Annotated in this window: 23 protein-coding genes and 1 pseudogene; 13 read left to right on the top strand and 11 right to left on the bottom strand. The window is 70.9% G+C overall.

Annotated features, from left to right (window positions below):
• Together ACHFIV_RS06555 and ACHFIV_RS06560 are read left to right on the top strand one after the other, a co-directional pair.
• Positions 1–316, top strand: a pseudogene (locus tag ACHFIV_RS06555) (iron ABC transporter permease); the annotation flags it as partial.
• A gap of 2 nt (positions 317–318) precedes the next feature.
• Positions 319–1,344: an ABC transporter ATP-binding protein gene (locus tag ACHFIV_RS06560; RefSeq protein WP_398964588.1), complete on the top strand. Its 1,026-nt coding sequence runs from the start codon at positions 319–321 to the stop codon at positions 1,342–1,344.
• Positions 1,345–1,442: 98 nt separating this feature from the next.
• Here ACHFIV_RS06560 and ACHFIV_RS06565 read toward each other — a convergent pair whose 3' ends face one another.
• The 5 genes from ACHFIV_RS06565 to ACHFIV_RS06585 form a co-directional block, all read right to left on the bottom strand.
• Positions 1,443–2,561 carry an LOG family protein gene (locus ACHFIV_RS06565; protein ID WP_398964590.1) on the bottom strand — a complete coding sequence of 373 codons (1,119 nt, stop codon included), beginning with the start codon at positions 2,559–2,561 and terminating at the stop codon, positions 1,443–1,445.
• Between the two features lie 34 nt (positions 2,562–2,595).
• Entirely contained in the window at positions 2,596–3,759 is a 1,164-nt protein-coding gene (locus ACHFIV_RS06570; protein WP_398964592.1) for a hypothetical protein, read from the bottom strand.
• Positions 3,741–4,478: an ABC transporter ATP-binding protein gene (locus ACHFIV_RS06575; protein WP_398964594.1), complete on the bottom strand. Its 738-nt coding sequence runs from the start codon at positions 4,476–4,478 to the stop codon at positions 3,741–3,743. The genes ACHFIV_RS06570 and ACHFIV_RS06575 overlap by 19 nt, the downstream gene beginning before the upstream one ends.
• 217 nt (positions 4,479–4,695) lie before the next feature.
• Positions 4,696–6,075, bottom strand: a complete 1,380-nt coding sequence (locus ACHFIV_RS06580; RefSeq protein ID WP_398964596.1) for an aspartate aminotransferase family protein — start codon at positions 6,073–6,075, stop codon at positions 4,696–4,698.
• The gene (locus ACHFIV_RS06585; RefSeq protein ID WP_398964597.1) at positions 6,060–6,551 is read right to left on the bottom strand and encodes an Lrp/AsnC family transcriptional regulator; all 492 of its coding nucleotides are present in this window, start codon (positions 6,549–6,551) and stop codon (positions 6,060–6,062) included. Before ACHFIV_RS06585 ends, ACHFIV_RS06580 begins: the two co-directional genes overlap by 16 nt.
• A 177-nt stretch (positions 6,552–6,728) precedes the next feature.
• Between ACHFIV_RS06585 and ACHFIV_RS06590 the strand changes: the two genes are divergently transcribed.
• Together ACHFIV_RS06590 and ACHFIV_RS06595 are read left to right on the top strand one after the other, a co-directional pair.
• A complete protein-coding gene (locus ACHFIV_RS06590) occupies positions 6,729–8,168 on the top strand; it encodes a gamma-aminobutyraldehyde dehydrogenase (RefSeq protein ID WP_398964599.1) in 1,440 nt (479 codons plus the stop codon).
• A gap of 256 nt (positions 8,169–8,424) precedes the next feature.
• The gene (locus ACHFIV_RS06595; protein WP_398964601.1) at positions 8,425–8,931 is read left to right on the top strand and encodes a hypothetical protein; all 507 of its coding nucleotides are present in this window, start codon (positions 8,425–8,427) and stop codon (positions 8,929–8,931) included.
• Between the two features lie 134 nt (positions 8,932–9,065).
• On the opposite strand, the gene ACHFIV_RS06600 is transcribed toward ACHFIV_RS06595, so the two are convergent.
• From ACHFIV_RS06600 to ACHFIV_RS06610, 3 genes are read right to left on the bottom strand one after another with little or no spacing between them, the layout of a single operon-like run.
• The gene (locus ACHFIV_RS06600; protein ID WP_398964603.1) at positions 9,066–9,872 is read right to left on the bottom strand and encodes an SAM-dependent methyltransferase; all 807 of its coding nucleotides are present in this window, start codon (positions 9,870–9,872) and stop codon (positions 9,066–9,068) included.
• A gap of 51 nt (positions 9,873–9,923) precedes the next feature.
• Complete coding sequence (locus tag ACHFIV_RS06605; protein ID WP_398964605.1) at positions 9,924–10,628, bottom strand: glycerophosphodiester phosphodiesterase; 705 nt, start codon at positions 10,626–10,628, stop codon at positions 9,924–9,926.
• Between the two features lie 22 nt (positions 10,629–10,650).
• Positions 10,651–11,685, bottom strand: coding sequence for an adenosine deaminase (locus ACHFIV_RS06610; protein WP_398964606.1), 1,035 nt, complete (start codon positions 11,683–11,685; stop codon positions 10,651–10,653).
• A gap of 119 nt (positions 11,686–11,804) precedes the next feature.
• Between ACHFIV_RS06610 and ACHFIV_RS06615 the strand changes: the two genes are divergently transcribed.
• Positions 11,805–12,509 (top strand): DUF4190 domain-containing protein, encoded by a 705-nt coding sequence (locus ACHFIV_RS06615; protein WP_398964608.1) that lies wholly within the window; start codon positions 11,805–11,807, stop codon positions 12,507–12,509.
• Positions 12,510–12,577: 68 nt separating this feature from the next.
• Here the strand turns inward: ACHFIV_RS06615 and ACHFIV_RS06620 are convergent, their stop codons facing one another.
• Positions 12,578–13,132 (bottom strand): NADAR family protein, encoded by a 555-nt coding sequence (locus ACHFIV_RS06620; protein WP_398964610.1) that lies wholly within the window; start codon positions 13,130–13,132, stop codon positions 12,578–12,580.
• Positions 13,133–13,335: 203 nt separating this feature from the next.
• On the opposite strand from ACHFIV_RS06620, the gene ACHFIV_RS06625 reads away from it, so the two are divergent.
• The 8 genes from ACHFIV_RS06625 to ACHFIV_RS06660 all read left to right on the top strand — a co-directional run bounded on the left by ACHFIV_RS06625 (position 13,336) and on the right by ACHFIV_RS06660 (position 23,071).
• Positions 13,336–14,850, top strand: a complete 1,515-nt coding sequence (locus ACHFIV_RS06625) for a gamma-aminobutyraldehyde dehydrogenase (RefSeq protein ID WP_398964612.1) — start codon at positions 13,336–13,338, stop codon at positions 14,848–14,850.
• A 48-nt stretch (positions 14,851–14,898) separates the two neighbouring features.
• Positions 14,899–16,146, top strand: a complete 1,248-nt coding sequence (locus tag ACHFIV_RS06630; protein WP_398964614.1) for a spermidine/putrescine ABC transporter substrate-binding protein — start codon at positions 14,899–14,901, stop codon at positions 16,144–16,146.
• Positions 16,147–16,195: 49 nt separating this feature from the next.
• Positions 16,196–17,347, top strand: coding sequence for an ABC transporter ATP-binding protein (locus ACHFIV_RS06635; protein WP_398964616.1), 1,152 nt, complete (start codon positions 16,196–16,198; stop codon positions 17,345–17,347).
• The gene (locus ACHFIV_RS06640; RefSeq protein ID WP_398964618.1) at positions 17,344–18,267 is read left to right on the top strand and encodes an ABC transporter permease; all 924 of its coding nucleotides are present in this window, start codon (positions 17,344–17,346) and stop codon (positions 18,265–18,267) included. The genes ACHFIV_RS06635 and ACHFIV_RS06640 overlap by 4 nt, the downstream gene beginning before the upstream one ends.
• Positions 18,267–19,070: an ABC transporter permease gene (locus tag ACHFIV_RS06645; RefSeq protein WP_398964620.1), complete on the top strand. Its 804-nt coding sequence runs from the start codon at positions 18,267–18,269 to the stop codon at positions 19,068–19,070. The genes ACHFIV_RS06640 and ACHFIV_RS06645 overlap by 1 nt, the downstream gene beginning before the upstream one ends.
• 21 nt (positions 19,071–19,091) lie before the next feature.
• Positions 19,092–20,507 carry an NAD(P)/FAD-dependent oxidoreductase gene (locus ACHFIV_RS06650; protein WP_398964622.1) on the top strand — a complete coding sequence of 472 codons (1,416 nt, stop codon included), beginning with the start codon at positions 19,092–19,094 and terminating at the stop codon, positions 20,505–20,507.
• A gap of 192 nt (positions 20,508–20,699) precedes the next feature.
• Positions 20,700–21,149 (top strand): hypothetical protein, encoded by a 450-nt coding sequence (locus tag ACHFIV_RS06655; protein ID WP_398964624.1) that lies wholly within the window; start codon positions 20,700–20,702, stop codon positions 21,147–21,149.
• An 83-nt stretch (positions 21,150–21,232) separates the two neighbouring features.
• Positions 21,233–23,071 (top strand): chitinase, encoded by a 1,839-nt coding sequence (locus tag ACHFIV_RS06660; RefSeq protein WP_398964626.1) that lies wholly within the window; start codon positions 21,233–21,235, stop codon positions 23,069–23,071.
• On the opposite strand, the gene ACHFIV_RS06665 is transcribed toward ACHFIV_RS06660, so the two are convergent.
• Together ACHFIV_RS06665 and gabT are read right to left on the bottom strand one after the other, a co-directional pair.
• Positions 23,056–23,592: a phosphatase PAP2 family protein gene (locus ACHFIV_RS06665; protein WP_398964628.1), complete on the bottom strand. Its 537-nt coding sequence runs from the start codon at positions 23,590–23,592 to the stop codon at positions 23,056–23,058. The two genes, ACHFIV_RS06660 and ACHFIV_RS06665, sit on opposite strands and share 16 nt — an antisense overlap.
• A gap of 409 nt (positions 23,593–24,001) precedes the next feature.
• Complete coding sequence (gene gabT, locus ACHFIV_RS06670) at positions 24,002–25,342, bottom strand: 4-aminobutyrate--2-oxoglutarate transaminase (protein WP_398964630.1); 1,341 nt, start codon at positions 25,340–25,342, stop codon at positions 24,002–24,004.
• Positions 25,343–25,523 lie beyond the last annotated feature (181 nt).

A 25,523-nucleotide genomic window follows, 5' to 3' on the forward strand; every position in this document is an offset into this window, starting at 1 on the left:
GCGCGAGGCCGCCGCGGTGCTCGGCGCCTCGCCGCTGCGGGCCTGGCGCGAGGTGGACCTCCCGCTGGTGCGGCGGGCGGTGCTGGTGGCGGCGGGCTTCGCCTTCGCCGTGTCGCTCGGCGAGTTCGGCGCGACCGTGTTCATCGCACGTCCCGACAACCCCACCCTTCCGGTCGCCGTCGCCAGGCTCCTGGGACGCTCCGGGGAGCTCAACTACGGCCAGGCCATGGCCCTCAGCACGATCCTGATGCTCGTCTGCGCGGTGTCGCTGCTCCTGCTCGAACGTATCCGTACCGACCGATCCGGGGAGTTCTGAAGATGCTGGCGGTGGAGTCGGCCACGGTCCGGTTCGGGAAGCGCACGGCGCTCGACGCCGTGGACCTGGAAGTGGCGGACCACGAGATCGTCTGTGTGCTGGGGCCGAGCGGCAGCGGGAAGTCGACTCTGCTGCGGGCGGTGGCCGGCCTGCAGCCCCTGGACGGAGGCCGGGTGCTCCTCGACGGCGCCGACCAGGCGCCCCTGCCCGTGCACCGGCGTGGGGTGGGCCTGATGTTCCAGGACCACCAGCTCTTCCCGCACCGCGACGTCGGCGCCAACGTGGCCTTCGGGCTGAGGATGCACGGCGTCCCACGGCACGAACGCGACCGGAGAGCCGCTGAACTCCTCGACCTGGTCGGCCTGCCGGGCGCCGGCCGGCGGGCCGTCGCCGCGCTGTCCGGTGGCGAACAGCAGCGGGTGGCACTCGCCCGGGCCCTGGCGCCCCGTCCGAAACTGCTGATGCTGGACGAACCCCTGGGTCAGCTGGACCGGAGTCTGCGCGAACGGCTCGTCGTCGAACTGCGCGCGCTCTTCGGCCGGCTCGGCACCACCGTCCTCGCCGTCACCCACGACCAGGGCGAGGCCTTCGCGCTCGCCGACCGCGTCGTGGTCATGCGGGACGGCCGGATCGCCCAGGAGGGCACACCGCTGGAGGTGTGGAGAAGCCCCGCTTCGGCCTTCGTCGCCCGTTTCCTCGGCTTCGACAACGTGGTGGCCGCCACGGTCACGGGTACGGCCGCCGACACGGTCTGGGGCAAGGTGCCGGTGCCGGAGGGCTCGCCGCAGGGCGAGTGCGAGCTCCTGGTGCGGCCGGGCGGCGTCCGGACAGGCGCCGCGAGGGACGGCTTGCGGTGCACGGTGGGCGCGCGCACCTTCCGCGGCCACCACGTCACCGTCCTCCTGCACCCCGACGACGGACCGGCGCTGGCGGCGGAGTGCGGTCTGAGGGACACCCCCGACGAGGGAGCGGTGGTCGGTGTGACGTTCGATCCGCAGGAGACGGTGGTCCTTCCCCCGGCGGGCTGACGCCGAGCCCCGGAGCCGCGTGGGCACGGCCCGCCGGCCGCCCCGACGCCTTCGCCGGCGCCCCCGGGGCCCGACCGCCCGCCGAACCGGCCGAGGGCTCAGTCCGTCAGGCGGGCCAGCGCCCCGGCCGCCTCCTCCACCGTGTCGACGAGCGCGATCCGGGACTCCATCGCCCGGTCCGCGGCGAGCGCGCTCAGCAGTGGCCAGGCGGGCAGCTTCTCCGTCCAGTGCGCGCGGTTCACCAGCACCATGGGCGTGGGCGCGGAACGCGACTCGTAGTAGTTCGGCGTCGCGTTGTCGAAGATCTCCTGCACGGTCCCGGCGGCACCCGGCAGGAAGATCACACCGGCGGTCGAGCGGGCCAGCAGCCCGTCCTCGCGCAGGGCGTTCGCGAAGTACTTGGCGATGTGGTCCGCGAAGGCGTTCGGCGGCTCATGGCCGTAGAACCACGTGGGGATGGCGACCGACGAGCCCCCGTCCGGCCACCGTTCCCGTACGGCGAAGGCGGCCGACGCCCAGTCGGTGACCGACGGGTCGAACGACGGCGTCGACGCGAGCATCTCGCAGGCCTTGACCAGCATCGCGTCGGAGTGCGGAGCCGCGTACGCGCCGAGGTTGGCCGCCTCCATGGCCCCGGGGCCGCCGCCCGTCGCCACGGTCAGACCGCTGCGGGCCAGCTCCCGGCCGAGCACGGCCGCGCCGCGGTAGGCCTCGGACCCGCGGGTCATCGCGTGGCCGCCCATCACACCCACCACGCGCGCCCCGACGAGGTGCTCGTCCAGGGCGTCGGACACCGCGTCGTCGTGGAGTGCCCGGAGCATCGAGGCGAAGACGTCACCGTTCGCCTTGGTCAGCTGGAACCAGCCGTACGCCCGCGCGTCCGGTGTCGCCCCGTAACCGCCCTCCGCCAGGCCCTCGTACAAACCGTCGGGGGTGTAGAGCAGCCCGCGGTACGGGTCGAAGGGGAGACCGGGCACCGGCGGGAAGACGAAGGCCCCGTCCGCGCGTATCTTCGCCTCCGCGCGGGGCTCCATCCGGCAGCCGAGGAAGACGGCGCCCCGGGTGCCGGTCGTGAGCAGCGCGTCACCCCGGTCCGTCAGGTCGACCGCCTGGACGCGGTGGCCGGCCAGCGATCCGGCCGACACCGCCTGGTCGAACGCGGTGAGCGTCTCGATCTCGGTGCCCGGCGCGTAGGTGTACTCGTCCGTGTTCTCCACGCCGCCATGCTACGGACCGGTCCGCCACCGGGTGTCACCCCGTCAGCGGCAGAGCCGCCAGCTCCGCGATCGCCCAGGTCAGCGGAGCGAACACGGCCAGCAGCACCAGGGCACGCAGGGCCGCGGCGGCGCGGAGCGCGGAGGCGGGGGCGCCGAGCCGCAGCAGGGTCCTGGCCGTACGGGCCCGTGCCTGCCTGGCCTCCAGCGCCGTGGTCAGCAGGGTCGCGGTGGTGCAGCCGACGACGAGCACGGCACCCAGCGCGGTGAGCGGGCCGAAGGGGCGGGGCCCGCCGGTGTAGAGCACGGAGGCGGCGATCGCCCCGGACACCACCGCGCAGACGATGCCCAGGGGGCGGCCGATCCGGGTCGCCTCGTCCATCAGCACCCGGCCCGCCAGCAGCCGTACGGCTCCCGGGCGCGCGGCCTGCAGGAGCCGGCCGCACAGATGGGTGAGGCCGGGCCCCGCCATGGCCAGGCCGATCGCGGTGAGGATCCAGCCCGCGAGCACGGCGGCGGGAGTCGAGTCCAGGCGCCCCGGCAGCGGGAAGGGACTGCCCGCCGAGCCGCGGCTCGTGTACGCCTCGACGGCGAGCCCGGCCGCGGCGAGTGCGACTCCCCAGGGCAGCCCCGTCGGCGTCGGGGCGGGCACGAGGTCGTCCTCGGCCTCCTGCGCCTCGGACGGTGCGACCGGCCTGGAGCGCAGCGCCAGTCCGCCGGCCACGGAGGAGGCCAGCGGAACCAGCGCCAGCAGCGTCAGCGCCGCGCCCAGGGGGAGCGGGCTGCCCGCGCCGAGGAACTCGGCCGCTCCGCCGTCGAACGGCAGCCCCGTCAGGTCACCGCGGAGGTGGAGGAAGAAGAGCAGCGCGACCACCGATCCCAGCGTGGTGGAGACGGCCGTCGAGATGGTCGCGAGAACGGCGAGCCGGGCCGGCCCGAGACCCGCGGCGAAGAGCCCGGGCCGGGGCCGGGTGCTCGGATCCGTGCGCGCGACCGCCACCGCGAACTGGACGGTCGCGGCGAGCGGGACGGCGCACCACAGCAGCCGCAGTACCGAACTCGACGCGTTCGCCGGGTGCCCGGAGGCGTACCCCAGGGTGCACAGGAGCAGGAAGCCCACGCCGGCCGACGCGGCGGCGAGGAGCAGACGCCGCATCAGGACCAGGGGGTGCGAGCCGCGGGTCAGACGGAGAGCGAGCACGCCGAGCGGCCTTCCGTATCGGTCGCGGCGGGCAGGGGGACGCTGGTGACGCGGCGGCCGTCCAGCATGCCGACCACCCGGTCGGCGAGCGCGGCGACCTCCGCGTCGTGGGTGGCGAGCACGACGGTGATCTCGTGGGAGCGCGCCGCCGTGGTGAGCGTGCGCAGGAGCTGGGCGCGTTCGGCGTGGTGCAGTGTCGCGGTCGGCTCGTCCGCGAAGATCACGGCAGGCGACGCGGCGAGCGCGCGGGCCACGGAGATCCGCTGGCGCTGCGACTGGAGCAGGGAGTGGGGACGCTTCCTGGCGAGCGGGCCGATGTCCAGGCGCTCCAGCCACTCGGTGGCGGCCTTCTTCGCCGTCCGGTGCGAGACCCCCCGCAGCAGCAGCGGGAGGGCGGCGTTCTCCCAGGCGCTGAGCTCGGGCACGAGCTGCGGCTCGGCCGCGATCCAGCCGAACCTGTCGCGGCGGAGCTGTTCGCGCAGCCGGGGGCCCATGGTGTGCACGGGCACGCTGTTGAACCAGACCTCGCCCTGCTGGGGGACCAGCTGGCCGGAGAGGCAGTGCAGCAGAGTCGTCTTGCCGGACCCGCGGGGCCCGGTCACGGCGAGGACCTCGCCGTCGCGGACACCGAGCGAGACACCGTCGAGCCCCGGCGAGCCGTTGTGGGAGTGGTGCAGGGAACGTGCCCAGATCACGTCGTTGTCGGGCGGGGCCACCATGGCGTACACCTCGGTTCGGATCAGTTTTCCCGTCCCCCGTACGGGGGAACGAAGTCAATGCCGATCGGTCACTCGGCACGCTAGGCAGCCGGAGCGGGGTGTCGGGACAGTACGCGGCCCGGATGCCCCCCTTCTCACTCGAACGGGTGCATCCGGGCCGTGTGGTCCGCAGGGGGTGACTGCCGGAAGCCGTGTCGGCGGCAGCCGGTGGCGTCGGTCAGAGCTTCGTCCAGGCCTCCGTCAGCACGGTGCGCAGGATGCCCTCGATCTCGTCGAAGGTCGACTGGTCGGAGATCAGCGGCGGCGCGAGCTGGACGACCGGGTCGCCGCGGTCGTCGGCCCGGCAGTAGAGGCCGTTCTCGTACAGCGCCTTGGAGAGGAAGCCGTACAGGACGCGCTCGGTCTCCTCGTCGGTGAACGTCTCCTTGGTCGCCTTGTCCTTGACCAGCTCGATGCCGTAGAAGAAGCCGTTGCCGCGCACGTCGCCGACGATCGGCAGGTCGTGCAGCTTCTGCAGGGTCTTCAGGAACGCGCCCTCGTTGTCCAGGACGTGCTGGTTGAGGCCTTCACGCTCGAAGATGTCGAGGTTGGCGAGACCGACAGCGGCGGATACCGGGTGGCCGCCGAAGGTGTAGCCGTGCAGGAAGGTGTTGTCGCCCTCGTAGAACGGCTCGGCGAGGCGGTCGGAGATGATGCAGGCGCCGATGGGGGAGTAGCCCGAGGTCATGCCCTTGGCGCAGGTGATCATGTCCGGCACGTAGCCGAACTTGTCGCACGCGAACATCGTGCCGAGGCGGCCGAAGGCGCAGATGACCTCGTCCGAGACGAGCAGCACGTCGTACCGGTCGCAGATCTCCCGCACCCGCTGGAAGTAGCCGGGCGGCGGCGGGAAGCAGCCACCGGCGTTCTGCACGGGCTCCAGGAAGACCGCGGCGACGGTGTCCGGGCCCTCGAAGAGGATCTGCTGCTCGATCTGGTCCGCGGCCCAGCGGCCGAAGGCCTCCGGGTCGTCGCCGAAGAGCGGCGCGCGGTAGATGTTCGTGTTGGGCACCTTGTGCGCGCCGGGGACCAGCGGCTCGAACGGGGCCTTGAGAGCGGGCAGACCGGTGATCGACAGGGCGCCCTGGGGGGTGCCGTGGTAGGCCACGGCGCGCGAGATCACCTTGTACTTGGTCGGCTTGCCCTTGAGCTTGAAGTACTGCTTGGCCAGCTTCCAGGCCGTCTCCACCGCCTCGCCGCCGCCGGTGGTGAAGAAGACCTTGTTGAGGTCGCCCGGGGCGTGGTGGGCGAGACGCTCGGCGAGCTCGACGGCCTTCGGATGGGCGTAGGACCACACCGGGAAGAAGGCCAGCTCCTGCGCCTGCTTGTACGCGGTCTCGGCGAGCTCGTGGCGGCCGTGTCCGGCGTTGACCACGAAGAGGCCGGAGAGGCCGTCGAGGTAGCGCTTGCCCTTGTCGTCGTAGATGTAGGTGCCTTCGCCACGCACGATGGTGGGAACGGGCGCGTTCTCGTAGTCCGACATGCGGGTGAAGTGCATCCACAGGTGGTCGTACGCGGTTCGGCTGAGGTCCTTGCTCACGGCTATCGGGTTCCCCACATATAGGTCTGCTTCTTGAGCTTGAGGTAGACGAAGCTCTCGGTGGAGCGCACTCCGGGTATCGCCCGGATGCGTTTGTTGATCGTCTCCAGCAGGTGGTCGTCGTCCTCGCAGACGATCTCCACCATGAGGTCGAAGGAGCCCGCGGTCATCACCACGTACTCGCACTCGGCCATGGCCGACAGGGCCTCGGCCACGGGGTCGAGGTCGCCCTCGACGTTGATCCCGACCATCGCCTGGCGCCGCAGCCCCACGGTGAGCGGGTCCGTGACGGCGACGATCTGCATCACGCCCTGGTCGAGCAGCTTCTGGACGCGCTGGCGTACGGCAGCCTCGGAGAGGCCCACGGCCTTGCCGATCGCGGCGTACGGCCGGCGCCCGTCCTCCTGGAGCTGCTCGATGATTGCGAGGGACACGGCGTCGACCGCTGGGGACGACCCGTTCCCGGTCCTGGAGTCTGCGTTGCGACTGGCCACGCCCCCACTCTGCACCCCGCCTCGTCTGTCTGGCAAGCCCGAATCGATGAAATTCGTTGTCTGGGAGTCCCGATCTGACTGAATCCGAAGTTCGCGGCGGTTGGGTATGTCGAAAGCGTCACCCAACGGTTTAGGGTGGAAGTCTCACCCATCGGACAGTCGACAGGAGGGGTGGTTGTGACCACCGAGGTGCGCCGTCTGCGCAACTACATCAACGGAGAGTTCCGGGACGCCGCGGACGGGCGGACCATCGACGTGGTCAACCCGGTGACGGAAGAGGTCTACGCGACCTCCCCGCTCTCCGGACAGGCCGACGTCGATGCCGCCATGTCCGCCGCGGCCGCCGCGTTCCCCGCCTGGCGTGACGTGACGCCCGCCGAGCGCCAGAAGGCACTGCTGAAGATCGCGGACGCCTTCGAGGAGCGGGCCGAGGACCTGATCAGGGCGGAGTCGGAGAACACCGGCAAGCCGCTGGAGCTCACCCGTACCGAAGAGATCCCGCCGATGGTGGACCAGATCCGGTTCTTCGCGGGTGCCGCCCGGCTGCTGGAAGGCCGCTCGGCCGGCGAGTACATGGAGGGCCTCACCTCCATCGTCCGCCGTGAGCCGGTCGGTGTCTGCGCCCAGGTCGCGCCGTGGAACTACCCGATGATGATGGCCGTGTGGAAGTTCGCCCCGGCGCTCGCCGCGGGCAACACCGTCGTCATCAAGCCGTCCGACACCACGCCGGCGTCGACCGTGCTGATCGCCGAGATCATCGGGCAGATCCTTCCCAAGGGCGTCTTCAACGTCGTCTGCGGCGACCGCGAGACCGGCCGCGCGATGGTCGAGCACCCGGTCCCGGCGATGGCTTCCATCACCGGCTCGGTGCGGGCCGGCATGCAGGTCGCCGAGTCGGCCGCCAAGGACGTCAAGCGGGTCCACCTCGAGCTCGGCGGCAAGGCTCCCGTCGTCGTGTTCGAGGACTCCGACATCGCCAAGGCCGTCGAGGGCATCTCCGTCGCGGGTTACTTCAACGCGGGCCAGGACTGTACGGCCGCCACCCGTGTCATGGTCCACGAGTCCATCCACGACGAGTTCGTCACCGCGCTCGCCAAGGCGGCGGCCGACACGAAGACCGGGCTGCCGGACGACGAGGACGTGCTGTACGGCCCCCTGAACAACGCCAACCAGCTCGCGCAGGTCAGTGGGTTCATCGAGCGCCTCCCCGCGCACGCGAAGGTCGAGGCGGGCGGCCACCGGGTCGGCGACAAGGGATACTTCTACGCCCCCACCGTCGTCTCCGGGCTCCGGCAGGACGACGAGATCATCCAGCACGAGGTCTTCGGGCCCGTCATCACCGTCCAGTCCTTCACGGACGAGGCCCAGGCCGTGGAGTACGCCAACGGCGTGGAGTACGCCCTGGCCTCCTCGGTGTGGACCAAGGACCACTCCCGCGCGATGCGGATGTCCAAGAAGCTCGACTTCGGCTGCGTGTGGATCAACACCCACATCCCCCTCGTCGCCGAGATGCCGCACGGCGGATTCAAGAAGTCCGGCTACGGCAAGGACCTCTCCGCGTACGGCTTCGAGGACTACACCCGCATCAAGCACGTCATGACGTCGCTCGACGACTGACCCGTCCAGCGGAGACCACGGCCCCGGGCCCACGCCCGGGGCCGTTCGCGTGCGTCGGCCGCTCCGGAGCTCGCCGAGGACCCCCTGGTCCTCCCGACGGCGCCATGTGTGAACGGCCGTCCGTCGCCCGCGACATCACCCCCGAGGGGTGACCGGGCACGCGAGGAGGCGGAACTCCGTCGTCGGCCTCCGGGTGGGTGCCGAGCGCACCCGACCCGCTTTTTGAACGTGTTCATGATGGGCGTACGCTGCGGCCATGAGCGAGCGAGCCCTCTTGCGGCGCATACGCGTATGGTTGGTCGTCTTCATCGTCTGTCTGGTGCTCAGCGGGCTGACCGCCTTCCCGCTGGTCACCGAACTCCGCCTGGCCGAGGACCTGTTGACCTCGTCGGCCTCTCCCTTCCCCGAGCACTTCCCGGCCCTGACGGAATGGATCACCCGGGTCAGGAGCGGCCTCGACGAGGCCGACGCGAACTACCCCTTCGTGCTGTACGGCACCGACTGGCTGGCCTTCGCCCACCTCGTCATCGCGGTCGCCTTCTACGGCCCCTACCGTGACCCGGTCCGCAACATCTGGGTGATCGAGTTCGGGATGATCGCCTGTGCCGGGATCATCCCGCTCGCCCTGATCTGCGGGCCGATCCGGGACATCCCCTTCTGGTGGACCGTCATCGACATGTCCTTCGGTGTCTTCGGGGTCATCCCGCTGCTCGTCGTCCACCGCATGATCAAACGCCTGGAAGCGGTGACCGCGACGGCGTGACGCCCAGCCGGCCGGGCGGGGCCCCGAAGGGCGCCACCACGGACCCGGCGACGTGGGTCGTGTCCTGGCCCTTCGTGCCGGTGCGGGGAACTCCCCGCGAAGGGCCTCGGCGACGCAACTCTCCGCTGTCCCCGTCAGGGCTTGCGGCCCACCGCGCCGAACTGGGCGACCTCGGGAATCCGTCCGGCGGAACCCGCCCGCCACCGGGAGCACGACACGATGCCCGGCTCCAGGATGTCCAGGCCGTCGAGGAACGAGGCGAACTCCGAACGGCTGCGGGCGGTGATCGGCGGGGTGGCGTTCTCGTTCCAGAAGCGCATGGCGGCCTCGTTGCCCTCACCGCCCAGCTCCAGCGTGGGATGGGTGAGTACCAGGTGGCTGCCGGACGGCAGGGCGTCCATCAGCTTCGCCACGATGTCCCGCGCCTCGTCCGTGTCCAGGACGAAGTTGAGGATGCCCAGCATCATCACGGCGACCGGGCGCCGCAGATCCAGGGTCCGTCCGGCGGCGCGCAGGATCCGCTCCGGGTCCCGGGCGTCCGCCTCCACGTACTCGGTCGCACCCTCGGGCGAGCTGGTGAGCAGTGAGCGCGCGTGCGCCAGGACGATCGGGTCGTTGTCGACGTAGACCACACGTGCGTCGGGCGCGGTGTGCTGGGCGACCTCATGGGTGTTGTCGGCGGTCGGCAGCCCGGTGCCTATGTCCAGGAACTGGCCGGTCCCGACGTCACCGGCCAGGTGGCGCACCACCCGGCCGAGGAACGCCCGGTCGGCGCGGGCCACCTCGCCGATGCTCGGATACATGCCGGTGACCCGGTCGCCCACCACGCGGTCGACGGAGTAGTTGTCGCGGCCGCCCAGCCAGTAGTTCCACACCCGGGCGTTGTGGGCGATGTCGGCACGGACACGGGAGGGCGCGGTTCGGCGGCCGGGCTCGGTCACGTCTGCTCCTGGGATCACGGACTTCACTGACCGTCCATGATGCCCGACCGATCAAGAAGCTCCACGGGAGGGGAAGTTGCCCAGCTGGTCCCGTAGCGCGTCGATCCGGTTGGTGGTGATCGAGTCGACGCCGCACGCGAGCATCCGGCGCATCGTGCGCCGGGTGTCCACCGTCCAGGCCGAGACCAGCAGTCCGTCGGAGTGGACCCGGTCGGCCAGCTCGCGGCTCAGCAGGCCGAAACGGTAGTTGAGCCAGCGCGGCCGCACGGCGTCGAGCAGTACGGGACGCGGAGGTGCGAGGGTCGTCCAGGTCAGCGCGATCTCGGCGGACGGGTCGGCCGCGCGCACCCGCAGCATGGCGTGCGTGTCCGCGCAGTAGTACACCCGGTCCGCCGCCCCGCACTCCCGCACCAGGCCGACGATCTCGCGCACCGAGGCGTCGGTCGCGCCGGGGAGGTCGACCATGACCCGGCGGTCACCGGCGGCGGACAGCGCCTCGCGCAGGGTGGGCACCCCGCCGCCGGTCATCTCCACCACCTCCGCGTGTTCCAGCCGGTCGAGGCGGATCTCGCGGCCCCACAGGCGTTCCAGCGTGGAGTCGTGGAGCAGCACGGGCACCCCGTCCCGCGTGACGCGGACGTCGATCTCGACCGCGTCCGCCCCCCGGGCCACGGCTGACCGGATCGAGGGGAGCGTGTTCTCGCGGGCACGGTAGGGGTCGCCGCGGTGTGCCACGGCGGTGACGGTGGTGGTCATGCGGCCATTCTGACCGGCTCGGTCACCGGCCCGGCGCCGCCGGCCAGTTCGACGTGTACGTGTCGATCTCGGCAGCCAGCTTCCGTTTGCCTGCGGCGTCCAGGAAGGAGGCCTCCACGGCGTTCTTCGCGAGGTCCGCCACTCCGCGCTCGTCCAGGCCGAGCAGCCGGGCCGCCACCCCGTACTCGTTGTTGAGGTCGGTGCCGAACATGGGAGGGTCGTCGCTGTTGACCGTGACGAGGACGCCCGCCTCCACCATCTCCCTGATCGGGTGCCGTTCGATGTCCGCGACCGCACGGGTGGCGATGTTCGACGTCGGGCAGACCTCCAGGGCGATCCGGTGCTCGGCGAGATGGGCCAGCAGCTCCGGGTCCCGCGTGCTGCTGGTGCCGTGTCCGATGCGTTCGGCGCGCAGCGCGGTGAGCGCGTCCCACACGGTCTGCGGACCCGTGGTCTCCCCGGCGTGCGGCACCGAGTGCAGGCCCTCGGCGATCGCACGGTCGAAGTAGGGCTTGAACTGCGGACGGTCCACCCCGACCTCGGGCCCGCCCAGGCCGAAGGAGACCAGCCCCTCGGGCCGCAGGCCGACGGCGAGCCGGGTCGTCTCCTCGGCGGCCTCGAGACCGGCCTCGCCGGGGATGTCGAAGCACCAGCGCAGGACGACGCCGAGCTCGGTCTCGGCGGCCCGGCGGGCGTCCTCGATGGCCTCCATGAAGCCCTGCTCCGGGATCCCCCGGCGGGTCGAGCTGAACGGGGTGACCGTCAGCTCGGCGTACCGGATGTTCTGCCGTGCCATGTCCCGGGCGATCTCGAAGGTCAGCAGCCGGACGTCCTCGGGGGTGCGGATCAGGTCCACCACCGAGAGGTAGACGTCGATGAAGTGCCCGAAGTCGGTGAAGGTGAAGAAGTCCGAAACCGCCTCCGGGTCGGTGGGGACCTTCGAATCGGGGTGGTGGGCGGCCAGTTCGGCCACGATGCGGGGCGACGCCGATCCCACGTGGTGGACGTGGAGCTCGGCCTTGGGCAGCCCCGCGATGAAGGGGTGCAGATCGTTCATCGGATACTCCCGGGTCTTCGTCTCTCGGCCGGGCGTACCGGCTGCACCGATCATCGTAGGCGGGGCCCTGCGGCCGGAAGCCGGGCCGTAGCATGGCGGGACCACGATGGGGGAGGCCCATGTCAGACAACACACAGCAGCCCGGGGGCGAGGGCGCGCCGCGCGATCCGTGGGCTCCGCCGGACAACAGGGTCGACCTGGGCAAGCAGCCCGCGGACGCCGCCCCGCCCGCCGTGCACGACCAGCCCACGGTCACGTCCATGCCGGGTGCCGACTCGGGCACCGGGCCCATACCCGGCCCCGCCGGGTCGTTCGGGCCGCAGCAGCCCTCCGTCCCCGCGCCGCCGGTCGGACCGAACGGGCCAGGACACCACGACCAGTACGGTTACCCGGCCGCGCCGGCCGGCCCCTCGGCGTCGTACGGCTACCCGGCCGCGCCCGCCACGCCCTCGTACGGCTACCCCGGCTACCCCGGTTACGGCGGTCAGCAGCCCTGGGGCCCGGCGCCCGCGAACGGGCTGGGTATCGCGGCGATGGTCCTCGGCATCATCGCGGTGGCCGGCTTCTGCATGTGGGGCTTCGGCATCATCCTGGGCATCCTTGCCCTGATCTTCGGCATCATCGGCCGGGGCCGCGCCAAGCGGGGTGAGGCGACCAACGGCGGCATGGCGCTCGCCGGGATCATCCTGGGATCGGTCTCGATCGTCATCAGCGCGATCTTCCTCGGGTTCCTGATCTGGGCCGTCGCCAACGACGAGTCGGGCAGTGACTACGACTACGACGATCCGTACGCCACGTCACTGGTCGTCGGCACCTCCCGCTGACCCAGGGCGACCGGCCACCCGTGGCCGGGTCCGGGGCGAAGGCGCCCCGGACCCGGCCACGCGCCGTCTCACCCCGCGCGCAGCCGGGCCCGCGCCTCCATGAGCGCGAAGCCCAGCAGATTCAGCCCACGCCAGGAAGCGGGATCCGCGGTGCGCGGGTCGTCCCTGGTGAGCCCGATGCCCCAGATCCGGTCCATAGGACTGGCCTCGACGAGCACGCGGTCACCGGTGCCCAGCAGGTACGCCCGTAGCGCCGGGTCCTGACCGAACTTGTGGACGCTGCCCGCGACGACCAGGGCGAACCTCTCCCGGGCCCACACGGCCTCGTCGAACCCCTGGACGAGCCGGCCCACCTTCTTCGCCGCCGCGGGGCTGCCGGCCGCCACGGCCCTGGCCTCCGCCCCGGTGTCCCCGAAGAGCCGGGCCTTGCCCGCCATCATCCAGTGCTCGGCCGATGCGTAGGTCACCGCGTCGACCGTGAACGGCGCCGGCCACCACTGACTGAGACAGCTCTCCCCGAGCCGGCCGTCCGAGCGCGGCCGGTGCCCCCAGAAGGGCAGGTACTTCACGCTCTCCCCGCGTGCCGTGCGCGCCAGCAGGGCGTCCACCTGTTCCTGTCCCATGGCAGCCGAGTCTGGCATCCGCCACTGACACCCGGTACAGGGATTTCCGTACGCACGAGACACATCGTCGACAGATTCCGTCGCGTAACCAAAAGGAAACAACGGAATCACTTGTTGGTAGAGGTGCCCTCTGTCAGGATCGGCACTCAATTCGACAAGAAGCTACGCCGCCCCTGGTCACGGGGGCAGCGGAGGAGAACGTCATGGGCAACGCTTTCCAGGTGCGGGACCGCTTCGCCGAGGGTGCGCAGTACATCGGCGGACGGCTGCGTCCAGGTACGTCGGGACGCTTTCAGGACGTCGTCGACCCCGCCACGGGCGGAACGGTCCTGCGCTACGAACTGGCGGGCACCGACGACGTCGACGCCGCCGTGGCAGCCGCCCGCGAGGCGTTCCCCGGCTGGTCCGGACTGACCCCGGGCGAGCGGTCGGAGGCACTGCACCGGTTCGCCGCCGTACTCGACGGCCGGGCGGACGAGCTGGCGTACGCCGAATCCCTGCAGTGCGGAAAGCCGGTCAAGCTCTCCGCCGGGTTCGACGTCCCCGGCACGGTCGACAACGCCTCGTTCTTCGCCGGGGCCGCCCGCCACCTCGAGGGGAAGTCGGCCGGGGAGTACAGCGGCGACCACACCTCCTATGTGCGCCGCGAGGCCCTCGGAGTCATCGGCTCCGTCGCACCCTGGAACTACCCGCTCCAGATGGCCGCCTGGAAGATCCTCCCGGCTGTCGCGGCGGGCAACACCATCGTGCTGAAGCCCGCCGAGATCACCCCGCTGACCTCACTGATGTTCGCGCAGGCCGCTACGGAGGCGGGCATCCCCGACGGCGTGATCAACATCGTCTCCGGCGCCGGGAACGACGCGGGTGAGCACCTCGTCGGCCACCCCGACGTCGTCATGACCTCCTTCACCGGTTCCACCGCCGTCGGCAAGCGGGTCGCCGCGATCGCCACCTCCACCGTCAAGCGCCTGCACCTGGAACTCGGCGGGAAGGCGCCCTTCCTGGTGTTCGACGACGCCGATCTCGAAGCGGCGGTCCACGGAGCGGTCGCCGGCTCCCTCATCAACACCGGTCAGGACTGCACGGCGGCGACCCGGGCCTACGTCCAGCGCCCCCTCTACGACGCCTTCGTGAGCGGGGTCGCGGCACTGATGGAGAGCGTGCGGCTCGGTGACCCCTTCGACCCCTCGACCGACCTGGGACCGCTGATCAGCTTCCAGCAGCGCGACCGGGTCGCCGGATTCGTCGACCGCGCCCGTGCCTACGCCACCGTCGTGACGGGCGGCGAGGCTCCCGGAGGAGATCTCGCCGGCGGTGCCTACTACCGGCCCACCCTCATCACGGACGCGGCCCAGGACAGCGAGATCGTCACCTCGGAGATCTTCGGCCCCGTGCTGGTCGTGCTGCCCTTCGACACCGACGACGAGGGCCTGCGCCTCGCCAACGACACCCCGTACGGACTGGCCGCCTCCGCCTGGAGCACCGGTCTCCAGCGGGCCAACCGCGCCACCCGCGAGATCAGGGCGGGCTGCGTGTGGATCAACGACCACATCCCGATCATCAGCGAGATGCCGCACGGCGGATACGGGGCCAGCGGCTTCGGCAAGGACATGTCGTCGTACTCCATGGAGGAGTACACGCAGGTCAAGCACGTCATGTTCGACAACACCGCGGTGGCCGCGAAGGGCTGGCACCGCACCGTCTTCGGGGACCGATAACAGCGGCCGCCGCCCGGCGGCCCCACCCACCCGGAAGGGCACACGCGTATGGAGCAGTACGAGCCCGAGCGCCTCTCCGCGCCACAGCTGGCCGCCATGAGGCGCAGCCTCAGAGACGGCAGGGGCGCCCTCACCCGCCGTTCCCTTCTCCGGGCGTCGGGCACGGCAGCCCTCGCGCTCGGAGGCCTGGGAGCACTGAGCGCGTGCGGCATCCCTCCTGCCGCGCGGGCAGGGGACGCCACGGCATCCGACGACCACTCGGCCGCGGAGAAGAGGATCAACTTCTCCAACTGGACCGAGTACATGGACGTCAGTGAGGACGAGAAGAGCCGTCCGACCCTGGAGGCGTTCACGAAGCGCACCGGGATCGAGGTCAGGTACACCGAGGACATCAACGACAACGTCGAGTTCTTCGGCAAGATCAAGCCCCAGCTCGCGGCGGGACAGGACACCGGCCGCGACCTGATCATCGTGACGGACTGGCTGGCCGCACGCGTCATCCGGCTCGGCTGGGCACAGAAGCTCGACCCCGCGAACCTCCCGCACGCCTTCGCGAACCTGTCCGCCCAGTTCCGCACGCCCGACTGGGATCCCGGACGCGCCTACTCCTACCCCTGGACCGGTATCCCCACCGTCATCGCCTACAACGAGAAGGCGACCGGCGGCCGGAAGGTCGACTCCGTCACCCAGCTCCTCGACGACCCGCGGCTCAAGGGAAAGGTCTCCTTCCTCTCCGAGATGCGCGACTCGGTGGGCATGACGCTCCTCGACATGGGCAAGGACCCCGGATCGTTCACCGACGCGGACTTCGACGCGGCCATCGGCCGGATGCAGAAGGGCGTCGACACGAAGCAGATCCGCCGCTTCACCGGCAACGACTACACCGCCGACCTCAGCAAGGGCGACATCGCGGCCTGTGTGGCGTGGGCGGGCGACATCATCCAGCTGCAGGCGGACAACCCGGCGATCAAGTTCTCGATCCCGTCCGCCGGCTACATCACGTCGAGCGACAACATGCTGATACCGGCGAACGCGCGGCACAAGACCAACGCCGAGAAGCTCATGGACTACTACTACGAGCTTCCGGTAGCGGCGCAGCTCGCCGCCTACATCAACTACGTCTGCCCCGTGGACGGTGTCGCCGGTGAACTCGCGAAGATCGACGAGGCGATGGCCTCCAACACGCTGATCCTCCCCGACAAGGCGATGGCCGCGAAGTCGCGGGCCTTCCGCTCCCTCAGCTCCGAGGAGGAGACGGCGTACGAGGAGAAGTTCGCCGCGCTCATCGGTGCCTGACCGGCCAGCCCATCTCCCGCTCTCCTCCGACACACCGGGACCGCGACCCATGACACAGCAGCAGACGACGGGCGGCGACGTCCGTCTCACCGGGATCAGCAAGACCTACGGCACCTTCACCGCGGTGCACCCACTCGACCTCACCGTCCCGCAGGGCTCCTTCTTCGCGCTGCTGGGAGCCTCCGGCTGCGGCAAGACCACCACCCTGCGGATGATCGCGGGCCTGGAGGAGGCCACCACCGGCACGGTCTCGCTCGGCGGCCGCGACATCACGGACCTGCCCCCGTACAAGCGGCCGGTCAACACCGTCTTCCAGAGCTACGCACTCTTCCCGCACCTCGACGTCAGCGAGAACATAGCCTTCGGGCTGCGCCGCCGCGGCATCAAGTCCGTCAGGAAGCAGGTCGGCGAGATGCTGGACCTCGTCCAGCTCGGCGACTTCGCCCGGCGCAAGCCGCACCGGCTCTCCGGCGGCCAGCAGCAGCGCGTCGCCGTGGCCCGCGCCCTCATCAACCACCCCCAGGTGCTGCTCCTCGACGAGCCCCTGGGCGCCCTCGACCTCAAGCTGCGCCGCCAGATGCAGCTCGAACTCAAGCGGATCCAGACCGAGGTCGGCATCACGTTCATCCACGTCACGCACGACCAGGAGGAGGCCATGACCATGGCCGACACGGTCGCGGTGATGAACAAGGGCCGCGTCGAACAGCTCGGCGCCCCCGCCGACCTGTACGAGAACCCCCGGACCACCTTCGTGGCGAACTTCCTCGGCACCTCCAACCTCATCGAGAGCGAGATCGTGGCCACGGGCACGGACGTCGTCGTCTCGGCCGGGGGAGGGAGGCTCGGACTGCCCGGCGGGCGGTGCTCGTCCCCTGCGCGGAAGGGCGGGAAGCTGCTCGTCGGCGTACGCCCCGAGAAGATCTCCCTCACCCACACCGACGACGCGGACGCGATACCCGACGGCCGCAACCGGGTCACCGGCCGCATCACCGACTCCAGCTTCATCGGCGTCTCCACGCAGTACGTCGTCGAGAGCCCGGCCGGCACGGCGCTCCAGGTCTACGAGCAGAACATCGAGCGCGACGGCCGGCTCGTACCCGGTGCCGAGGTCGTCCTGCACTGGAACCCCGAGCACACCTTCGGGCTCGACGCCGACCAGTCCATCGACGCCGGCACGGAAGGCCTGGAGGAGACGGCGTGAGCGTCACGAAGGCGCCACCCGCGCCCCCCGCGGAGGCCGGGATCCGCAAGCCGTCCACCCGCAGGCGGCTCGTCCCCTACTGGCTGCTGCTCCCCGGCATCCTGTGGCTGGTCGTGTTCTTCGCGCTGCCGATGGTCTACCAGGCGTCGACCTCCGTCCAGACGGGCACCCTGGAGAAGGGCTTCGAGGTCACCTGGCACTTCCGGACGTACTGGGACGCCCTCGCCGACTACTACCCGCAGTTCGTGCGGTCCCTGCTGTACGCGGGCACCGCCACACTGCTGTGCCTGATGCTGGGCTACCCGCTCGCCTACCTGATCGCCTTCAAGGCCGGACGCTGGCGCAATCTGGTGCTCGTCCTCGTGGTCGCCCCCTTCTTCACCAGCTTCCTGATCCGGACGCTGGCCTGGAAGACGATCCTCGCGGACGGCGGCGCGGTCGTCGACGCGCTGGACACCCTGCACGTCCTCGACGTGACCGCCTGGCTCGGCTGGACCGAGAACAACCGGGTGCTGGCCACCCCCATGGCCGTCGTCTGCGGACTGACCTACAACTTCCTCCCGTTCATGATCCTGCCGCTCTACACCTCGCTGGAACGGATCGACGGCCGGCTGCACGAGGCCGCGGGCGATCTGTACGCCACCCCCGCCACCACCTTCCGCAAGGTGACGCTGCCGCTGTCCATGCCCGGAGTCGTCTCCGGCACCCTGCTGACCTTCATCCCGGCCAGCGGCGACTACGTCAACGCCGAACTCCTCGGCTCCACCGACACCAAGATGGTCGGCAGCGTCATCCAGAGCCAGTTCCTGCGGGTCCTGGACTACCCGACGGCTGCCGCGCTCTCGTTCATCCTCATGGCGGTCGTCCTGCTCGTGGTCACCGTCTACATCCGCCGCTCCGGGACGGAGGACCTGGTCTGATGCCCGTACTCCGCCTGCTTCGCCGGAACCTGGTCGTGATCGCGGGTCTGCTGACCCTCGCGTACATGGTCCTGCCCAACGTGGTCGTGCTGGTCTTCTCCTTCAACCGGCCCGTAGGACGCTTCAACTACGCCTGGCAGGAGTTCTCCCTCGACGCCTGGAAGGACCCCTGCGGAGTCGCCGACCTCTGCGGTTCCCTCTCGCTCTCCCTGCGCATCGCCTTCTGGGCGACCGCCGGCGCGACCGCACTCGGCACGATGATCGCCTTCGCGCTGGTCCGCTACCGCTTCCGGGCCCGCGGCGCGGTCAACTCACTGATCTTCCTGCCGATGGCGATGCCCGAGGTCGTCATGGCCGCCTCGCTGCTCACACTCTTCCTCAACATGGGCGCCGAGCTCGGCTTCTGGACCGTGCTCATCGCCCACATCATGTTCTGTCTCAGCTTCGTGGTGACGGCCGTCAAGGCGCGTGTGATGTCCATGGACCCGAGGCTGGAGGAGGCCGCCCGCGACCTGTACGCGGGACCCGTGCAGACCTTCGTCCGGGTGACCCTCCCCATCGCCGCCCCGGGGATCGCCGCGGGAGCGCTGCTCGCCTTCGCCCTCTCCTTCGACGACTTCATCATCACCAACTTCAACGCGGGCTCGACCGTGACCTTCCCCATGTTCGTCTGGGGATCGGCGCAGCGCGGCACACCCGTGCAGATCAACGTCATCGGCACGGCCATGTTCGTCATCGCCGTGGCGGTGGTCCTCGCCGGACAGCTCGTCGCGAACCGGCGGAAGAGCAACGCGGGAAACTAGAACCCGAAGGAGTTGGAAACCATGGCCCCGGATGCCATGCGTACGGCCGCACACTCACTCTCCGACGCACGTCCCGCGCCCTACTGGCTCGACGACCCGGGAAGGCCGGGGGCCCGCCCCGCGCTGACCGGCGACGAACGCTGCGACCTCCTGGTCGTCGGCGGTGGGTACAGCGGACTGTGGACCGCGCTGATCGCCAAGGAACGCGACCCCGGCCGCGACGTCGTCCTCATCGAGGGCCACGAGGTGGGCTGGGCCGCTTCGGGGCGCAACGGCGGATTCTGCGCCGCCTCGCTGACCCATGGCCTCGCCAACGGCCTGGAACGCTGGCCGGACGAGATCGGGGCACTGGAGGAGTACGGCGCGCGGAACCTCGACGCGATCGAGGCCGCGGTCGCCCGCTACTCGCTCGACTGCGACTTCGAGCGCACCGGCGAGATCGACGTGGCGACGCAGCCCCACCAGCTCGACGAGCTGCGGGAATGGCATCGCAGGACGCAGCAGCTGGGATTCACCGGACTGGAATACCTGGACCGGGACGAGGTGCGCGCGGAAGTCGACTCACCGACGTTCCTGGGGGGACTGCTGGACCGGCGCGGCGTCGCCATGCTGAACCCGGCCAAGCTCGCCTGGGGCCTGAAAGAGGCCTGCCTCGGTCTGGGCGTACGGATCTACGAGCACACCCGCGGTCTCGAACTCGTCCGGTCGGGGGCCGGTACGGCGGTGCGCACCCCGTACGGCCGGGTGTTCGCCCGCGACGTCGCCCTGGGCACGAACATCTTCCCCTCACTGGTGAGGCGGGTGCGCCCGTACACGGTTCCGGTGTACGACTACGCGCTGATGACCGAGCCCCTGGACGCGGACCAGCTCGCCTCGGTCGGCTGGCGGAACCGTCAGGGACTCGGGGACGCCGCCAACCAGTTCCACTACTTCAGGCTCTCCGCGGACAACCGGATCCTGTGGGGCGGGTATGACGCCGTCTATCCGTACGGCGGCCGGCTGGACCCCTCGCTCGATCAGCGGCCGGAGACCTTCCTGAAGCTGGCCGGGCAGTTCTTCGAGTGCTTCCCCCAGCTGTCCGGAGTGCGTTTCAGCCATGCCTGGGGCGGCGCGATCGACACGTGCTCCCGCTTCTCCGCGTTCTTCGGCACGGCCCACGGCGGACGGGTCGCGTATGCCGCCGGATACACCGGGCTGGGCGTCGGGGCCACGCGTTTCGGTGCCGAGGTCATGCTCGATCTGCTGTCGGGCCGGGGGACCGGCCGGACGGCTCTGCGGATGGTCAGGTCCCGGCCGATGCCCTTCCCGCCCGAGCCGTTCGCCTGGGCCGGGATCGAGCTGACCAAGAGGTCCCTCGCCCGGGCGGACAGCCGTGGCGGACACCGGAACCTGTGGCTGCGGACCATGGACCGGCTGGGGCTGGGCTTCGACAGCTGAACGCGGAGCGGCGCCCGGCTGCCACCGGTCGGGGCGGCCCGGGCCGCCAGGGTCCCGGCTGCCGCGGCCCGGGTGACCCAGGTCACCCCGGCCGGTGGCCGAACCCGCGTCATGATCCGGGGCCGGCCCTCTCTCTCCTGTGAACGCACCGGCAGGACCCTGCCGGTGCCCGCCAGGAGAGGGAGGCAGTCCATGACCGGCACGGGGGCGAAAGCCGCGGTCGCATGGCTCGCATCGGTGGCACCTGATCCGCGTGCCTGCCGGAGGGAGTGGGAGCGCGACCCCCGGGGGATGGCGCTCCTCCCCGCCGGCAGGCGCTGGGACGTGCTGATCGTCCCAGGGGAGCTGGGGCATCCGACCCTCGACGTGCTCACCCGGCTCATCGACAGGCCGGGGCCCGTCCTCGCGGACTTCGGCGACTCCCGCATGGGCTTCTTCGTCGCCCCGGGGACGGCGGCCCGCTGGGTCGGGACCGGTATCCGCGGGGTCGGCGGCGGGGCGTGGATCGTCGTCCCCCGGCCCGGCAGCACCGTGGGCCGGGTGCGATGGCTGATCCCGCCGGACGGCTCGGGCACGCTCACCGACGCGGCCCTCCTGGAGCTCGCCCTGCACGAGGCCGCTGCCGCCCGAGGGGAGCGCTGAGGCGTTGCCAGAGGTCTTGACAACCGCATTGGTCTGGACCATGTTGTGCGCACCGCTCAATTCCCCCCTGCACGGAGGCTGTTGTGGCACGCACCCGATCCCGCACCGGGCCACCCGTCCGCTTCTCCGGACTCCTGGCCGCCTTCTCGGCCGTCCTGCTCTCTGCCGGGGCTCTCGCCGCCACGGCGCCGGCTGCCGGAGCGGCCGACGCCGACCTGGCGCGCAACGGCGGCTTCGAGGCAGGGCTCGACGGCTGGAGCTGCACCGGCGGGAGCGGCGCAGCCGTCAGCGCCCCCGTGCGAAGCGGAAGTTCGGCACTCAGGGCGACACCGGCGGGCAGCGACAACGCCCGGTGCTCCCAGACGGTGACGGTGAGACCCGACTCCTCCTACACGCTCGGCGCGTGGGTGCAGGGCAGCTACGTCTACCTCGGGGCATCCGGCACCGGGACCACCGACGTCTCCACGTGGACCCAGTCCGCCGGAGCGTACAAGCAGCTCACCACCACCTTCAGGACCGGCCCGGCGACCACCTCGGTGACCGTCTACACGCACGGCTGGTACGGCACCCCCGCCTACTACGCCGACGACCTGACCCTGACCGGCCCCGGCGGCGACCCCGTCACCGTGCCCGCCACTCCGACCGGGCTGCGGGCCGGTACGGCCACCGCGTCCTCCGTGCCGCTGTCCTGGGCAGCCTCCGCCGGAGCCACCGGCTACCGCGTGTACAGGGGCGGTGCGAAGGTCCTGGACACCGCCGCCACCTCGGCGACGGTCACCGGGCTGGCCGCGTCGTCCGCCCACAGCTTCCAGGTCAGCGCCGTCAACGCGGCGGGGGAGTCGGCGAAGTCGGCAGCCGTCGAGGTCACCACGGCCGCGGCCGGCGGAGGCGGGAACGACGGGGGCCTGCCGGCGCGCGCCCTCGTCGGCTACCTCCACTCCAGCTTCGCGAACGGCTCCGGCTACACGCGGATGGCCGACGTGCCCGACTCGTGGGACGTCATCAATCTCGCCTTCGGCGAGCCGACGTCCGTCACCTCCGGGGACATCCGGTTCTCGCTCTGCCCGGTCGCGGAATGCCCGAACGTCGAGAGCGAGGCCGAGTTCAAAGCGGCCGTCAAGGCCAAGCAGGCCGCGGGCAAGAAGGTCCTGATCTCCATCGGCGGCCAGAACGGGCAGGTGCAGCTCGCCTCCACCGCCGCCCGCGACACCTTCGTCTCGTCGGTCTCCAGGATCATCGACACCTACGGCCTCGACGGGCTGGACATCGACTTCGAGGGGCACTCGCTCTCGCTGAACACCGGGGACACCGACTTCCGCAGTCCGACGACCCCCGTGATCGTCAACCTGATCTCCGCGGTGAAGTCGCTCAAGGCCCGGTACGGCGACGACTTCGTCCTCACCATGGCCCCCGAGACCTTCTTCGTGCAGCTCGGCTACCAGTACTACGGATCGGGCCCCTGGGGAGGCCAGGACCCGCGCGCCGGCGCCTACCTCCCGGTCATCCACGCCCTGCGCGACGACCTCACCCTGCTCCACGTCCAGGACTACAACTCGGGACCCGTCATGGGCCTGGACGGCCAGTACCACTCCATGGGCGGCGCCGACTTCCACATCGCCATGACCGACATGCTGCTCACCGGCTTCCCCGTAGCGGGTGACCGGACCAAGGTCTTCCCGGCCCTGCGCCCCGAACAGGTCGCCTTCGGCCTTCCGGCGTCCACCCAGGCGGGCAACGGGCACACCTCTCCGGCCGAGGTCACCAAGGCGCTCAACTGTCTGACGAAGAAGACCGACTGCGGTTCGTACAGCACGCACGGCACCTGGACCGGGCTGCGCGGGCTGATGACCTGGTCGATCAACTGGGACCGCTTCAACAACTGGGAGTTCTCCAGGAACTTCGACGCCTACTTCGGGCGCTGACCTCTCCCGGCGCCCGCCCGCAGGGCGATCAGCAGCATCCCGGCGACACACCAGCCGGCCACCACGTCCAGAGGCCAGTGGTAGCCGCGCAGCACCAGACCGGCGCTCGTCGCCGCCGTCAGCAGGGCGGCGGCGGCGAGCGCCATCCATGACCGCTTCAGGTGCGGGGCGAGCAGCAGGGCCGCGGCACCGTACGCCACCATCGCCGTGGTCGTGTGCCCCGAGGGGTAGTAGCCCGTCGCCTCGGTGAGCGGGCCCTGACGGTCCGTCCACAGCTTCAGCGGTACGACGAGCGCCGGAACGGCCGCCATGGCCAGGACGGCGTACGCCGCTGCCCGGCGGGCACGACGGAACCAGGCCACGAGTACCGCGCACGCCAGCACCGGAACGGCGACCTGCGGGTTGCCGAGGTCGGCGAAGAGCTCGGCGAGCGGGGCCGGCCCGCGCCCCGCCAGCTCCAGACCGAGCCGCTCGTCGGGACCCAGCAGCGGGCCGTCGGCCAGCACCTGCCAGGTGATCACCAGGAAGAGAGCCGTCAGCGCCGCGGCCAGGGGAACGGGAAGGACCGGCCACCGGGGAACAGGGGGGATTGTTCCGAGGTGGCCGGTCGGACCGGTTTGCCGCGCGCCCCGGGGGGTGTGGGGCGGGCGGCCATCCGATCGGTGAGGAGTCCCGGAGCCCGAGGCTCCAGCGGTGTGCGCGATGGCACGGCCGGGACGGCGCTGGGGGAGCTCCGGCCCGGCATCACCCGCAGTCCCCTGCGGGCGGGGTGTTTCTCTCATCTGGGAAAACCGTACGTCGGGGAGGCGGGCACCGGAAGTGGCAACGGTATCCCGCCATGGCCCCCGCACACCTTCTTCACACGCCCACACCCGGACGCCGGCCGGCGCCGGGTGAACGGCCCCCCGGCGGCCGGGTGGTTCGCACGCGTCAGACCCGCGCGAACGCCTGCTCGATGATGTCCAGGCCCTCGTTCAGCAGGTCCTCGCCGATGACGAGCGGCGGCAGGAAGCGCAGGACGTTGCCGTAGGTGCCACAGGTCAGCACCAGCAGTCCCTCGGCGTGACAGGCCTTGGCCAGCGCCCCCGCCATGGCGGCGTCGGGGTCCTTCGTGCCCGGCTTCACCAGCTCGATCGCGATCATGGCGCCCCGGCCACGGATGTCCCCGATGGCGTCGCCGTTCGGGAGCTTCGACCGCATCTCGGCGAGGCGCCCCTTCATGACCTCCTCGATGCGCTTGGCCTTGCCGTTCAGGTCCAGTTCGCGCATCGTCTCGATGGCGCCGAGCGCGCCCGCGCAGGCCACCGGGTTGCCGCCGTACGTGCCACCGAGGCCGCCGGCGTGCGCGGCGTCCATGATCTCGGCGCGGCCGGTCACCGCGGAGAGCGGCAGGCCACCCGCGATGCCCTTGGCCGTGGTGATCAGGTCGGGCACGATGCCTTCGTCCTCGCAGGCGAACCACTGGCCGGTCCGGCAGAAGCCCGACTGGATCTCGTCCGCGACGAAGACGATGCCGTTGTCCTTCGCGAACCGCGCGATGGCCGGGAGGAAGCCCTTGGCCGGCTCGATGAAGCCGCCCTCGCCGAGTACCGGCTCGATGATGATCGCGGCGACGTTCTCCGCGCCGATCTGCTTGGTGATCTCGTCGATGGCCTGCGCCGACGCCTCGGCCCCGGCGTTCTCGGCGCCGGTCGGCCAGCGGTAGCCGTACGCCACCGGCACGCGGTAGACCTCGGGCGCGAACGGGCCGAAGCCCTGCTTGTACGGCATGTTCTTCGCGGTCAGCGCCATGGTGAGGTTCGTGCGGCCGTGGTAGCCGTGGTCGAAGACCACCACCGCCGTGCGCTTGGTCCAGGCGCGGGCGATCTTCACCGCGTTCTCGACGGCCTCGGCACCCGAGTTGAACAGCGCCGACTTCTTGGCGTGGTCGCCCGGCGTCAGCTCGGCGAGCTGCTCGCAGACCTCGACGTACCCCTCGTACGGCGTGACCATGAAGCAGGTGTGGGTGAAGTCGGCGAGCTGCGCCGAGGCGCGGCGTACGACCGCCTCGGCCGAGGCGCCCACCGAGGTCACGGCGATGCCGGAGCCGAAGTCGATCAGCCGGTTGCCGTCCACGTCCTCGATGATTCCGCCGCCCGCCCGAGCGGTGAAGACCGGCAGCGTGGAACCCACACCTGCGGCGACCGCCGCGACACGGCGGGCCTGCAGCTCGGCCGACTTCGGACCGGGGATGGCGGTGACGACGCGGCGCTCCTGCGGGATGTCGGACATGCGGGGCTCCTGGGGGTGTTTCGGACGCTTCTGTTCCTGCAGGCTAGGGGCGGGTGCGGGCAGCGGTCATGCTCCGATCGGGAGTGATGGGGGCGTGTCCTTGTCCGTGGAGGACAGATGGCCCGGCGGGACCGTCGGCGGCGTCCCCGTCCGTCCTGCGGCCACATGGCTGGACTCCCGG

The sequence above is a fragment of the Streptomyces sp. ALB3 genome (assembly GCF_044385685.1).
Lineage (GTDB): Bacteria > Actinomycetota > Actinomycetes > Streptomycetales > Streptomycetaceae > Streptomyces.

Bases quoted from the DNA above. Each gene is read 5' to 3' on its own strand.
- ACHFIV_RS06605 (WP_398964605.1), bottom strand. From the start codon at position 10,628: ATGACCACCACCGTCACCGCCGTGGCACACCGCGGCGACCCCTACCGT.
- ACHFIV_RS06625 (WP_398964612.1), top strand. From the start codon at position 13,336: ATGGGCAACGCTTTCCAGGTGCGGGACCGCTTCGCCGAGGGTGCGCAG.
- ACHFIV_RS06610 (WP_398964606.1), bottom strand. From the start codon at position 11,685: ATGAACGATCTGCACCCCTTCATCGCGGGGCTGCCCAAGGCCGAGCTC.
- ACHFIV_RS06595 (WP_398964601.1), top strand. From the start codon at position 8,425: ATGAGCGAGCGAGCCCTCTTGCGGCGCATACGCGTATGGTTGGTCGTC.
- ACHFIV_RS06615 (WP_398964608.1), top strand. From the start codon at position 11,805: ATGTCAGACAACACACAGCAGCCCGGGGGCGAGGGCGCGCCGCGCGAT.
- ACHFIV_RS06620 (WP_398964610.1), bottom strand. From the start codon at position 13,132: ATGGGACAGGAACAGGTGGACGCCCTGCTGGCGCGCACGGCACGCGGG.
- ACHFIV_RS06645 (WP_398964620.1), top strand. From the start codon at position 18,267: ATGCCCGTACTCCGCCTGCTTCGCCGGAACCTGGTCGTGATCGCGGGT.
- ACHFIV_RS06575 (WP_398964594.1), bottom strand. From the start codon at position 4,478: ATGGTGGCCCCGCCCGACAACGACGTGATCTGGGCACGTTCCCTGCAC.
- ACHFIV_RS06635 (WP_398964616.1), top strand. From the start codon at position 16,196: ATGACACAGCAGCAGACGACGGGCGGCGACGTCCGTCTCACCGGGATC.
- ACHFIV_RS06650 (WP_398964622.1), top strand. From the start codon at position 19,092: ATGGCCCCGGATGCCATGCGTACGGCCGCACACTCACTCTCCGACGCA.
- ACHFIV_RS06655 (WP_398964624.1), top strand. From the start codon at position 20,700: ATGACCGGCACGGGGGCGAAAGCCGCGGTCGCATGGCTCGCATCGGTG.
- ACHFIV_RS06560 (WP_398964588.1), top strand. From the start codon at position 319: ATGCTGGCGGTGGAGTCGGCCACGGTCCGGTTCGGGAAGCGCACGGCG.
- ACHFIV_RS06630 (WP_398964614.1), top strand. From the start codon at position 14,899: ATGGAGCAGTACGAGCCCGAGCGCCTCTCCGCGCCACAGCTGGCCGCC.
- gabT (WP_398964630.1), bottom strand. From the start codon at position 25,342: ATGTCCGACATCCCGCAGGAGCGCCGCGTCGTCACCGCCATCCCCGGT.